11 protein-coding genes are annotated in these 11,878 nt (G+C 62.0%); all 11 read left to right on the top strand.

All coding sequences use genetic code 11. The features are described from left to right. Nucleotides 1-9: 9 nt before the first annotated feature. The 11 genes from pilW (at nt 10) to hflC (ending at nt 11,804) form a co-directional block, all read left to right on the top strand. A complete protein-coding gene (gene pilW / locus O3300_RS09300) occupies nt 10-807 on the top strand; it encodes a type IV pilus biogenesis/stability protein PilW (RefSeq protein WP_305052766.1) in 798 nt (265 codons plus the stop codon). A 67-nt stretch (nt 808-874) separates the two neighbouring features. After that, nucleotides 875-1,813 carry a helix-turn-helix domain-containing protein gene (locus O3300_RS09295; RefSeq protein WP_369812269.1) on the top strand — a complete coding sequence of 313 codons (939 nt, stop codon included), beginning with the start codon at nt 875-877 and terminating at the stop codon, nt 1,811-1,813. Between the two features lie 38 nt (nt 1,814-1,851). After that, complete coding sequence (gene ispG / locus O3300_RS09290) at nt 1,852-3,120, top strand: flavodoxin-dependent (E)-4-hydroxy-3-methylbut-2-enyl-diphosphate synthase (RefSeq protein WP_305052764.1); 1,269 nt, start codon at nt 1,852-1,854, stop codon at nt 3,118-3,120. Nucleotides 3,121-3,153: 33 nt separating this feature from the next. Further along, on the top strand, nt 3,154-4,515 hold the full coding sequence (gene hisS / locus O3300_RS09285; RefSeq protein ID WP_099667087.1) for a histidine--tRNA ligase: 1,362 nt from the start codon (nt 3,154-3,156) through the stop codon (nt 4,513-4,515). A gap of 54 nt (nt 4,516-4,569) precedes the next feature. After that, nucleotides 4,570-5,238, top strand: a complete 669-nt coding sequence (locus O3300_RS09280; protein WP_099667088.1) for a tetratricopeptide repeat protein — start codon at nt 4,570-4,572, stop codon at nt 5,236-5,238. Between the two features lie 85 nt (nt 5,239-5,323). Then, on the top strand, nt 5,324-6,469 hold the full coding sequence (bamB, locus tag O3300_RS09275) for an outer membrane protein assembly factor BamB (protein WP_099667089.1): 1,146 nt from the start codon (nt 5,324-5,326) through the stop codon (nt 6,467-6,469). A 4-nt stretch (nt 6,470-6,473) separates the two neighbouring features. After that, nucleotides 6,474-7,820: a ribosome biogenesis GTPase Der gene (gene der / locus O3300_RS09270; RefSeq protein ID WP_070221915.1), complete on the top strand. Its 1,347-nt coding sequence runs from the start codon at nt 6,474-6,476 to the stop codon at nt 7,818-7,820. Nucleotides 7,821-8,047: 227 nt separating this feature from the next. Then, complete coding sequence (hfq, locus tag O3300_RS09265; protein WP_008450615.1) at nt 8,048-8,284, top strand: RNA chaperone Hfq; 237 nt, start codon at nt 8,048-8,050, stop codon at nt 8,282-8,284. Nucleotides 8,285-8,398: 114 nt separating this feature from the next. Next, nucleotides 8,399-9,622 carry a GTPase HflX gene (gene hflX / locus O3300_RS09260; protein ID WP_251350515.1) on the top strand — a complete coding sequence of 408 codons (1,224 nt, stop codon included), beginning with the start codon at nt 8,399-8,401 and terminating at the stop codon, nt 9,620-9,622. 2 nt (nt 9,623-9,624) lie between these two features. After that, on the top strand, nt 9,625-10,917 hold the full coding sequence (hflK, locus tag O3300_RS09255; RefSeq protein ID WP_070254060.1) for an FtsH protease activity modulator HflK: 1,293 nt from the start codon (nt 9,625-9,627) through the stop codon (nt 10,915-10,917). Then, nucleotides 10,917-11,804 carry a protease modulator HflC gene (hflC, locus tag O3300_RS09250; protein ID WP_099667091.1) on the top strand — a complete coding sequence of 296 codons (888 nt, stop codon included), beginning with the start codon at nt 10,917-10,919 and terminating at the stop codon, nt 11,802-11,804. The genes hflK and hflC overlap by 1 nt, the downstream gene beginning before the upstream one ends. The last annotated feature ends 74 nt before the right edge of the window (nt 11,805-11,878 follow it).

Raw genomic sequence — 11,878 nt, 5'->3', positions numbered from 1 at the left:
AGGGAAGGCATGGCTTACCAACGCTCGCTCGCTGTGGCCGCTGTTTGCCTGGCCGTGCTGCTGGTCGGCTGTGCTTCCGCTCCCGTCGATGCGGGCGCCGCCTTGCGCCAGGAGGTGCTGGCGAGTACGCAGGAGCGTGCCGCGCTGCGCTTGCAGCTGGCCAGCGCGTATTATGCGCAAGGCCAGCTCGACGTGGCCCTGGCGGAAGCGGAACAGGCCGTGCAACTGGCGCCGAACGATGCGCAAGCCTATGGCGTGCGCGCCCTGATCCTCGCGGCCCAGCGGCAAACTGTGCCTGCTGAGAAAGATTTCCTTTACGCTTTGCGCCTTGCGCCCCACAATCCTGAGTTGAGCAATAATTACGGCCTGTTTTTGTGCCAGACGGGACGCGCCGCGCAATCGCTGGCGTATTTCGATGCGGCCTTGGCCGATGCGGCGTATGTGTCGCCGGAAAAAGCGCTCAACAATGGGGGCGCTTGCAGCCTGGCCCTGAACGATTACCCGCGTGCGGGCGCATATTTGATGCGCGCCGTGCGCATCGCACCGGACGTGGCAGTGACGAACGCCGGCCTGGTGCGCGTGTATTACCAACAGCAAGACTACCGGCAAGCGGCTTATTATTTGCAGCGGCTCGGCAGGATAGCAACAATGGAGAGCCAGACGGCCGATGTGCTGTGGCTCGGGATCAAGGTGCAGCATAAGCTCGGGGATGCGGGTGCGGAAGCTGGCCTGGGGGCGCATTTGCGCAACCACCATTCCGGCTCCCCCGAATATGCTGCTTATCAAAATGGGGCGTTTGATGAGTGAGACAGGGATACCAATGAATTCAGAGTGGGCAGAAACGCCTCAGCAGCAGCCCCAGGGCAATCTTGCGTTGGCAGGCGCACAGTTGAAGGCGCAGCGCGAAGCGCTGGGCTGGCCGGTGGAACAGGTGGCCGACCAGCTCAAGCTGGCGCCGCGCCAGGTGATCGCGCTGGAAGAGGGCGACATGGCGGCTTTGCCGAACGTGGCCGTGGTGCGCGGTTTCGTGCGCGCCTACGCCAAGGTGGTGCGCCTCGACGCGGCGCCGCTGGTGGCCATGATCGAAGTCCATCCGGCGCCGGCGCAAGATCCGGCCGCGCCCGTGCGGCGCGAGATTTCCGCCACGTTTTCCGAATCGCGCTTCCCGTCGATGACGCAGCGTTCGTCGAACCAGACTCCCCTCTGGATCGCCGGCGCCGTGGCTGTTGTCGTGGCGGCCGCCTTTGGCGCCTATAAGCTCGGCTATGTGCCGACCAGCCTGCTGTCCGCGCATGTCGAGAAAGAAACGGCGCATGCGGAAGTGGGTCCCGTGGAAACGACCCTGATCAAGCCGGGCCAGGATTTGACGCCCGTGCAGTCGCCGTCCGTGCCCCTGATTTCCGTGCCGCCGCCGCCAGGCAACGATACGCAGACGGGTGCTCCGGCCTCCGCCATCGCTTCGGCGCCGGCCGCCGCCGTGCCGCCAGCAGCTGCGCCGGCAACGACGCCAGCATTGACGCCAGCATTGACGCCAGCGGCCACGGCCGCCGTCACGCCGCCGGCGGCTGCCGTGGGCGCGAATGCGCTGGTGCTGAAGGTGGAGCAGGATTCCTGGGTGGAAATTCGCCGTCCCGGCACCTCGCCGCTGATTTCGCGTATGGTCAAGGCGGGCAGCACGGAAACGTTCGATATCACCGGTCCGGCCACCTTGGTGGTGGGCAAGCCTGGTGTCGTGCAGGCAACTTTGCGCGGCGCCAAGCTGGACTTGCCGACCGTTGCCGGTGGCACGATTTCCCGTGTCAGCATCAAATAATTGCAGTAATCGTTCAAGCAAACTCAGAAGATAATATTATGGCTACCTCGAAAACAGCGATCGGCTCCGGTCCATCCGGCCGGCGCGACAGCCGCAAGGTGTTGATCGCGCACGGCCAGCGCCAGATATGGGTGGGCGGCGACGCCCCCGTGGTGGTGCAGTCGATGACGAACACGGATACGGCCGACGCCATCGGCACAGCGATCCAGATCAAGGAATTGGCGCGTGCCGGTTCGGAACTGGTGCGCCTGACGGTGGACCGTCCGGAGGCGGCCGCGGCCGTGCCCTATATCCGCGAGCAGCTCGACAAGATGGATATCGACGTGCCGCTGGTGGGCGATTTTCACTATAACGGTCATACCCTGCTCAACGATTACCCCGATTGCGCGCGCGCGCTGTCGAAGTACCGTATCAATCCGGGCAACGTGGGCAAGGGCGCCAAGCGCGACACGCAATTCGCGCAAATGATCGAAGCGGCTTGCCGTTATGACAAGCCGGTGCGCATCGGCGTGAACTGGGGCAGCCTGGACCAGGCCTTGCTGGCGCGCATCATGGATGAAAACGCGGGCCGTGCCGAACCGTGGCCGGCGCAAGCCGTCATGTATGAGGCACTGGTGACGTCGGCCATTGAAAACGCCGTGCGCGCCGAAGAGCTGGGCCTGGCGCGCGACAAGATCATCCTGTCGTGCAAGGTTTCTGGCGTGCAGGACCTGATCGCCGTGTACCGCGAGCTGGCGCAGCGCTGCGACTATCCGCTGCACCTGGGCTTGACGGAAGCGGGCATGGGCAGCAAGGGCATCGTCGCCTCGACGGCGGCCTTGGCCGTGCTGTTGCAAGAGGGCATCGGCGACACCATCCGCATTTCGCTTACCCCGGAACCGGGCGGCGACCGCACGCGCGAAGTCATCGTCGGCCAGGAAATCCTGCAAACCATGGGCTTGCGCAAGTTCGCGCCCATGGTGATCGCCTGTCCCGGTTGCGGCCGCACGACGTCGACCACCTTCCAGGAGCTGGCCGACAACATCCAGACGTATCTGCGCGAGCAGATGCCGGAGTGGAAAAAGTCGTATCCGGGCGTGGAAGCGATGAACGTGGCCGTCATGGGCTGCATCGTCAACGGTCCCGGCGAATCGAAGCATGCGAACATCGGCATCAGCCTGCCCGGCACGGGCGAGTCGCCGGCCGCACCCGTGTTTGTCGACGGCGAAAAAGTCGTCACCCTGCGCGGCGAACGCATCGTCGAGGAATTCCAGGACATCGTCTTGAATTATGTAAAGAGTCACTATGGAAACACGGTTGCCGTCTGAGCCTGATCCAATAAAAAAGTAAAGAAGAACACTATGTCCGAAAATAAGAAATTCGATAAAATTACCGCGGTGAAGGGCATGAATGACGTGCTGCCCGCCGATGCCCCGTTGTGGGAATTGTTTGAAAATACGGCGCAATCCGTGCTGCAAAGCTATGGCTTCCAGCAAATCCGCACGCCGATCGTGGAAGAAACGAAATTGTTCGCGCGCGCCATCGGCGCCGTGACCGATATTGTTGAAAAGGAAATGTATTCGTTCACCGATTCGATGAACGGCGACAACCTGACCCTGCGCCCTGAAGGCACTGCCGGCGTGGTGCGCGCCGTGGTCGAGCACAACCTCGTCTACGAAGGCCCGAAACGCCTGTGGTACAAGGGCCAGATGTTCCGCCACGAGCGCCCGCAAAAAGGCCGCTACCGCCAGTTCCACCAGTTCGGCGTGGAAGCCATCGGTTTCACGGGCCCGGATATCGACGCGGAAATCATCATGCTGTCGCGCCGCCTGTGGGATGATCTGGGCCTGGAAGGCATCCGCCTGGAATTGAACTCGATCGGCGACGCGGCCGAGCGCCTGCGCCACCGCGCCGACCTGATCGCCTACCTGGAAAGCCACAGCGAGCTGCTCGACGAAGAAGCCAAGCGCCGCCTGCATAGCAATCCGCTGCGCATCCTCGACACCAAGAACCCTGCCATGCAGGACCTGGTCAATGGCGCGCCGAAGCTGCTGGACTACCTGGGCGAAGAATCGCTGGCCCACTTCCACGGCGTGCAGAAGATCTTGAACCACAACAACATTCCGTTCACCATCAATCCACGCCTGGTGCGCGGCCTCGACTACTACAACCGCACCGTGTTCGAGTGGGTCAGCGACAAGCTGGGCGCGCAAGGCACGGTCTGCGCCGGTGGCCGCTATGATGGCATGGTGGAAATGTTCGGCGGCAAATCGACGCCCGCCGTCGGTTTCGGCATGGGCGTGGAACGTCTGGTGCTGCTGATGAAGGATGCAGCCGAGCCGGAAGCCCCGGCCCAGTGCGACGTCTACCTGGTGCACCAGGGCGAGCAGGCAGGCTTGCAAGCCTTCGTGCTGGCCGAGCGGATTCGCGATGCGGGCCTGGACGTTGTGCTACATTGCGCAGCGAGCAACGGCGGCGGCAGCTTCAAGACACAAATGAAAAAGGCGGATGCCAGCGGCGCGGCGTTTGCCGTGATCATGGGCGACGATGAAATCGCCAATAATGTCGCGACGGTGAAAGCCATGCGCGAAGCCGATGCCGGTGCGCAACAGAACACGGTGCCGTTCGACGATGTCGTCGACTACGTGGTGGACCAGATCATCGGCGACCACGATTGCGGCCATGACCACGGTCCTGGCGGCCACGTGCATCACCACCATTGATTTGAAGCAATACCGTTCTACCCTCGATCAACTACTCATTAAAACTGACGACCCATGGCATACGATCACGAAGAACAAGAACAACTGGCAACCCTCAAGGCCTGGTGGCAGCGCAATGGCAATCTGACCTCCTGGGTCCTGATCGTGGCGCTGGCAGGCTACAGCGGCTGGGCTGGCTGGCAGTACTACCAGCGCACGCAGGCTGCGCAAGCGGGCCAGCTGTACGACGAACTGCAGAACGCCATCGCCGCCAAGGACACGGCCAAGGTGATGCGCGCGGCCGGCGACATGCAATCGCGCTTCAGCGGCACGGCGTATGCACAGATGAGCGCCCTGTCCGCGGCCAAGGTGGCATTCGATGCGAATGACCTGAAAACGGCCAAGACCCAGCTGCAATGGGTGGCCGAGCATGGCACGGAAGAGTACAAATCCATCGCCAAGCTGCGCCTGGCCGGCGTCTTGCTGGATGAAAAAGCCTACGATGAAGCGCTGAAAGTGCTGGCGACGGCTTCCGTGGCGCAATTTGCCGGCGCCGTGGCCGACCGCAAGGGCGACGTCCTGGTGGCGCAAAACAAGCTGGCCGAGGCACGCACGGCTTACCTGGCCGCGCTGGCCGCGACGGACAAGAACAATCCAGGCCGTCAATTGATCCAGGTCAAACTGGAAGCGATCGGCGGTACGGTACCGGAAGACAAGGCCAAGGCTGACAAGGCTGCCGCCTGACAGGAACACTGATGGCGTGGCCGCGCGGCGTTGTGCGCCGCCGGCCTTGCCCTTACAAGTACAAGAAAAAGGTTGGATAACACTTATGCGTGTCACTGAAAAGCTGGTAGCTGCAAGTCTGTTGGCCCTGATGGCCGGTTGCTCGTCCTGGAACCCGTTCGCCTCGAAAGATCCGAAAGTCGAACCGGCCAAGCTGGTCGAGTTAAAATCGAGCATCGCCGTGCGCGACGCCTGGAAGTATTCGATCGGCAAGGCCGGCGTGTACGCGTTTACGCCTGCGCTGGCCGGCAACAGCCTGTACGTGGTCAATGCGGATGGCGCGCTGGCGCGCCTGGATGCGGCCAGCGGCCGTGAAACGTGGCGCATCAAGGCCGGCAGCGACATCACCTCGAGCGCCGGCAGCGATGGCGCGCTGGTGGCCGTGGGCGCCGCCAAGGGCGCCGTACTGGCGTTCGACGCCGATGGCAAGCAACTGTGGAAGGCACAGGCGTCCAGCGAAGTATTGACGGCGCCCGTCGTGGGGCAGGGCGTGGTCGTGGTGCGCAGCGTGGACAACCGCATCGTCGGCTTCGACGCCAAGACGGGCGAGCGCAAGTGGACGGTACAGCGCGCCACGCCGGCCTTGACCTTGCGCAATGCGCCGGGCATGGTGCTGGGCGGCGCGAATATCTACGTGGCCCAGCCGGGCGGCAAGCTGCTGGCACTGACGGCGGCTACTGGTGTGGTACGCTGGGAGATCGTCGTCAGCGAACCGCGCGGCGCTACCGAACTGGAGCGCGTCTCCGACATCGCCGGCACGCCGGTGGCGTTCGAAGGCGAAGTGTGCGTCGTCACGTACCAGGGCAAGGCAGGCTGCTTCGATGCCGCCACGGGCGTGCCGCGCTGGACCAAGCCGATCTCGTCCGATGTGGGCGTGGCCGTCGACCAGCGTTTCGTGTTTGTTGCCGATGACCAGGGCGCCGTGGTGGCGTTCAGCCGCGAAGGCGGCCAGAGCGCCTGGAAGAATGAGGCGCTGGCGCGCCGCCGCCTGTCGACGCCGGCCTCCTACGGCCGCAGCGTCGCCGTCGGCGACTATCAAGGTTATATCCACTTCCTGTCACGGGAAGATGGCGCATTAATAGGTCGTGTCAGCACCGACGGTAGCCCGATTGTTTCGGCTCCCGTTGTTGCCGGTTCGAATTTGATTTTTCAAACCCAATCAGGGACAGTGACCGCTCTCGCGGTCGAGTAATACAATGAAGCCGGTAATTGCACTAGTAGGTCGACCCAATGTTGGGAAATCGACTTTATTCAATCGTCTGACCCGCTCGCGCGATGCGCTGGTGGCGGATTTGCCTGGGTTGACGCGCGATCGTCACTATGGCGAAGGCCGTGTCGGCGAACGTCCCTTCCTGGTCATCGATACGGGTGGTTTCGAACCCGTCGCCAAGGAAGGCATCATGCACCAGATGGCACTGCAGACCAAGCAGGCCGTGGCCGAGGCCGACGTGGTGGTGTTCATCGTGGACGGCCGTCAGGGCCTGACCCCGCATGACAAGACCATCGTCGACTTCCTGCGCAAGAGCGGCCGCCCGGTCTTGCTGGTGGTCAACAAAAGCGAAGGCATGCGCTACACGGCCGTCGTGTCCGAATTCTATGAATTGGGCATGGGCGATCCGTATGCGATCTCGTCGGCGCACGGCGACGGCGTCAACGACCTCGTCGAAGTGATGCTGGACCTGGCGTTCGCGCAGCGTCCGGATGAGCCTGAAGAGCTGGAAAAGACCGACCGCGGCATCAAGATCGCCCTCGTCGGCCGTCCGAACGTGGGCAAGTCGACCTTGATCAACACCCTGCTGGGCGAAGAGCGCGTGATCGCCTTCGACATGCCGGGCACGACGCGCGATTCGATCGAAATCCCGTTCGAGCGCGATGGCCAGCAATACACCTTGATCGACACGGCCGGTATCCGCCGCCGCGGCAAGGTGTTTGAAGCGATCGAGAAATTCTCGGTGGTGAAAACCCTGCAGTCGATTTCCGAAGCCAACGTGGTCGTGCTGATGCTTGACGCGCAGCAAGATATTTCCGAGCAGGATGCGCATATCGCCGGCTTTATCCTGGAATCGGGCCGCGCGCTGGTCGTGGCCGTGAATAAATGGGATGGTTTGCAATCGCACCAGCGCGATGAAATCAAGATCGATATCGACCGCAAGCTCGATTTCCTGTCGTTCGCGCAAATGCATTTCATTTCCGCGCTGAAGGGCACCAACATCGGTCCGCTGATGAAATCGCTCAACGCCGCGTATGCAGCCGCCATGTGCGACCTGTCGACGCCGAAGCTGACGCGCGCCCTGATCGAGGCCGTGGAGAAGCAGGAACCGCGCCGCAAGGGCTCGATTCGTCCGAAGCTGCGTTATGCCCACCAGGGCGGCATGAACCCGCCTGTGATCGTCATTCACGGCAATGCGCTCGACGCCGTCGGCGATCCTTACAAACGCTATCTGGAAAAACATTTCCGCGATACGTTTGCGCTGGTCGGCACGCCGCTGCGTATCGAATTGCGCACGGGTAAAAACCCGTTCGCACGCACGCCAAGCAAGTAAAATTAAGTGCATATTAAGGCGCCGCAGAGATAATGCGGCGCCGACAGCCAATTCAATGGCTTTTGCACGGAAATAATAAAGTGTTAATGCGCCATGCGCGACAGCGATCGCGAAAACAGGTTACAGTAGCTATGACGCATCTTTCTTTCTTTGAAAGGTGTGAGAGCACTTGAAATCAAGCGAGTCGCCTCCAATTCTTACACAACAACATAAACAACGGAGCTGTTATGAGCAACAAAGGGCAACTGTTACAAGACCCATTCCTCAATGCATTACGCAAAGAGCATGTTCCTGTCTCGATCTACCTGGTCAATGGCATTAAATTGCAGGGCCATATCGAATCGTTCGATCAATATGTCGTATTGCTGCGCAATACGGTGACACAGATGGTGTACAAGCATGCCATCTCGACAGTGGTGCCGGCCCGTGCCGTCAATCTCAATATTGAATCTGAAGCGGAGTAAAGCGTTGAGCTTGACGGCCCAGCGCCTTTCACCCTCCATCGCCCCCGTCAGCGCCAGCGGCGCTGATGCGTTTGCATCGGCGTCGGCGTCCGCCACAACTCATCAGTTGCCATCATGCGCGCGGCACTAGTCGGGGTTGACTTCGGTCACAGCGACTTCGCCGCCAGCATGGAGGAACTCATGCTGTTGTCGCGTTCGGCTGGCGCCGACCCGATTTCCACCATCACGGCCAAGCGTTCCAGTCCGGATTCCGCGTATTTCGTCGGCAGCGGCAAGGCCGATGAAATTGGCGACGTCGTCGTCAACGATGGCCTGGAAATCGTCATCTTCAACCATGCCCTCTCGCCAGCACAGCAGCGCAATCTGGAAAAGCGCCTGAATGTGCGCGTGCTCGACCGTACCAGCCTGATCCTCGACATCTTCGCGCAGCGCGCCAAGAGCCACGAGGGCAAGCTGCAAGTCGAGCTGGCCCAGCTGCAGCATCTGGCCACGCGCCTGATCCGCGGCTGGACCCACCTTGAGCGGCAAAAGGGCGGTATCGGCTTGCGCGGTCCCGGCGAGACGCAGCTCGAGACCGACCGCCGGCTGATCGGCGACCGCGTCAAGGCCTTGCGCGCGCGCCTGGAAAAGCTGCACAAGCAGCGCGAAACGCAGCGCCGCGCGCGCGGCCGCAATCACACATTTTCCGTGTCCCTGGTCGGCTATACCAATGCCGGAAAGTCGACGCTGTTCAATGCCGTGACCAAGGCCGGCGTGTATGTCGCCGACCAGTTGTTCGCCACCCTCGACACCACCTCGCGCCGGGTTTACCTGGGCCAGGACGTGGGCAATGTGGTGATCTCCGACACGGTCGGCTTCGTGCGCGAATTGCCGCATCAGCTGGTGGCGGCCTTCCGCGCCACGCTCGAAGAAACCATCCATGCCGATTTGCTGCTGCACGTCGTCGACGCCGCGTCGCCGGTGCGCATGGAGCAGATCGAGCAGGTCAACCTGGTCTTGAAAGAGATCGGCGCCGATCATATTCCGCAAATCCTCGTGTGGAACAAGATCGATGCGGCCGGGCTGGAGCCTTCGGTGGAGCGCGATGAATATGCTACGATCAGTCGCGTGTTCGTCAGTGCGCAGAAGGGCAGCGGGCTCGACCTGCTGCGCGATGCGATAGTCGAGATGGCCAGGAAGGCGCCCGGTTCGGCCCACCTGTACCAGAACGATGAAGCACTGCAGGAAGATCAGTTTGACGGTCAGTACGACCAGCACGATGGCGCCGCCCCGGACCAGGACGAAGAGCCTGGCGAGGACGATAGGATTTCCACCCACTCCCAAGTCGGAACACGATAGTTATGCTTGTCTCCCTACTCAAAAAAACAGGCTTGAAGTTGTCCCTGAACGATCCCCGCTGGGGCAATCGCAAGGACGACGGCAAGAAAGCCCAAGAAGGCAAAAAGCCCGGCGAAGGTCCGCCGGACCTCGATCAGTTGTGGCGCGATTTCAATCAGCGCCTGAACGCCTTTTTCGGACAGAAGAACCGTCCCGACAACGGCGGCAATAACAACGGCGGCGGCGGTGGTCCGCGTCCCGACATGAAGGGCGCCGGCATCACCGCCGGCGTGGTCGGCGTGATCGCCGTCTTCATCTGGCTCGCCAGCGGCGCCTTCATCGTGCAAGAGGGCCAGAACGGCGTCGTGCTCACGTTCGGCAAGTACAGCCACACCACGCCGGCCGGTTTCAACTGGCGCTGGCCGTACCCGTTCCAGACCGACGAAACCGTCAATGTGTCGCAGGTGCGCACGGTGGAAGTGGGTTACCGCCAGTCGCTGCGCAACAAGCAGGCCAGCGAATCGCTGATGCTGACGGACGATGAAAACATCATCGACATCCAGTTCGCGGTGCAATACACCCTGAAAGACCCGGTCGCGTGGCTGTTCAATACGCGCGACCAGGAAGACACCCTGCGCCAGGTCGCCGAAACGGCGATCCGCGAAGTGGTCGGCCGCAGCAAGATGGACTTCGTGCTGTATGAAGGCCGCGAAAAGGTGGCGTACGATACGCAGCAGCTGATGCAGCAGATCCTCGACCGCTACAAGGTCGGTGCCGTCATCACCAACGTGACGATGCAGGCCGTGCAGCCGCCGGAGCAGGTGCAAGCCGCCTTCGACGATGCGGTCAAGGCAGGCCAGGACCGCGAACGCCAGAAGAATGAAGGCCAGGCTTACGCCAACGACGTCATTCCAAAAGCGCGCGGCGCCGCATTCCGCCTGATGGAGGAAGCTGCCGCGTACAGCGCGATGGTGACCGAGAACGCCGCCGGTAATGCCTCGCGCTTCAAGCAGGTGCTGGTCGAGTACCAGAAGGCGCCGGTCGTCACGCGCGACCGCATGTACCTCGAGACGATGCAGCAAGTGTTCAGCAGTGCCAGCAAGGTCATGGTCGACGCGAAGACGGGCAGCAATCTGCTGTACCTGCCGCTCGACAAGCTGATCGCCCAGACGGCTGCCACCGACGCTGCCGCTGCCGCCGCCCGTGCTGCCGCGACACCCGCAGCCAACACCGTTTTGCCACAGGAAGCCATGCCGACAGTAGAAGTCAATACGCGCCGCGACAGCCGCTCTTCGCGTGAACGGGAGAGCCGCTAATGAACCGTATCGTAGCCGCCCTGATCGCGGGCTTTATCGCGATCATGCTCTTGTCCTCGACCGTGTTCGTGGTCGACCAGCGTAAGTATGCGGTCGTCTTCGCCCTCGGCGAAGTCAAGGAAGTCATCAGCACGCCGGGCCTGTATTTCAAGCTGCCGCCGCCGTTCCAGAACGTGCTGTACCTGGACAAGCGCATCCTGACCCTGGATACGCCGGAGCCGGAACGCTTCATCACGGCCGAGAAGAAGAACATCCTCGTCGACGCGTATGTGAAATGGCGCATCGCCGATCCACGGCTGTATTTCCGCAGCTTTGGCGGCGATGAAAAGCCGGCCCGCAACCGCATGTCGCAAATCGTCAAGGCGGCGCTGAACGATGAAATCACCAAGCGCACCGTGCGCGAAGTGATCTCGGGCCAGCGCGGCAAGGTGATGGAAGCGATCCTGGCGAAGGTTTCGGCGGAAGCGAAGGCCATCGGCGTGGAAATCGTCGACGTGCGCCTGAAACGCGTCGACTACGTCGAGCAGATCAACAACTCCGTGTACGAGCGCATGAAGTCCGAGCGCGTGCGCGTGGCCAATGAGCTGCGTTCGACCGGTTCGGCCGACTCCGAAAAAATCCGCGCCGACGCCGACAAGCAGCGCACGGTGATCCTGGCCGAAGCGTATCGCGAAGCCGAGAAGATCCGCGGCGAGGGCGATGCCAAGGCGTCGCAGATCTATGCGGAAGCGTTTGGCAAGAATCCGGAGTTCTACAAGTTCTACCGCAGCCTGGAAGCCTACCGCGCCACGTTCAAGGACAAGGGCGACGTGATGGTGGTCGATCCGAGTTCGGAATTCTTCAAGTACTTCAAGGGTGGCGGCGCAGCCGGTCCGGCCAAGAAGTAAGGCAGCATCCAGACTGCTCCCGGCCGCAAGGTCGGGTGCGGCAGCAGCGGGGCCGGCGTGAATGCCGGCCCCGT

Source organism: Janthinobacterium sp. SUN206, assembly GCF_030587305.1.
In the GTDB taxonomy this organism is placed as follows: Bacteria; Pseudomonadota; Gammaproteobacteria; order Burkholderiales; family Burkholderiaceae_D; genus Janthinobacterium; species Janthinobacterium kumbetense.
This window is presented reverse-complemented; position numbering and strand designations above follow the sequence as displayed.

What these genes read in the sequence shown, in the direction of transcription:
- hflX (WP_251350515.1), top strand. Translation starts at nt 8,399, where the DNA reads ATGCGCGCGGCACTAGTCGGGGTTGACTTCGGTCACAGCGACTTCGCC.
- bamB (WP_099667089.1), top strand. Translation starts at nt 5,324, where the DNA reads ATGCGTGTCACTGAAAAGCTGGTAGCTGCAAGTCTGTTGGCCCTGATG.
- der (WP_070221915.1), top strand. Translation starts at nt 6,474, where the DNA reads ATGAAGCCGGTAATTGCACTAGTAGGTCGACCCAATGTTGGGAAATCG.
- hflC (WP_099667091.1), top strand. Translation starts at nt 10,917, where the DNA reads ATGAACCGTATCGTAGCCGCCCTGATCGCGGGCTTTATCGCGATCATG.
- O3300_RS09280 (WP_099667088.1), top strand. Translation starts at nt 4,570, where the DNA reads ATGGCATACGATCACGAAGAACAAGAACAACTGGCAACCCTCAAGGCC.
- ispG (WP_305052764.1), top strand. Translation starts at nt 1,852, where the DNA reads ATGGCTACCTCGAAAACAGCGATCGGCTCCGGTCCATCCGGCCGGCGC.
- hfq (WP_008450615.1), top strand. Translation starts at nt 8,048, where the DNA reads ATGAGCAACAAAGGGCAACTGTTACAAGACCCATTCCTCAATGCATTA.
- pilW (WP_305052766.1), top strand. Translation starts at nt 10, where the DNA reads ATGGCTTACCAACGCTCGCTCGCTGTGGCCGCTGTTTGCCTGGCCGTG.
- hisS (WP_099667087.1), top strand. Translation starts at nt 3,154, where the DNA reads ATGTCCGAAAATAAGAAATTCGATAAAATTACCGCGGTGAAGGGCATG.
- hflK (WP_070254060.1), top strand. Translation starts at nt 9,625, where the DNA reads ATGCTTGTCTCCCTACTCAAAAAAACAGGCTTGAAGTTGTCCCTGAAC.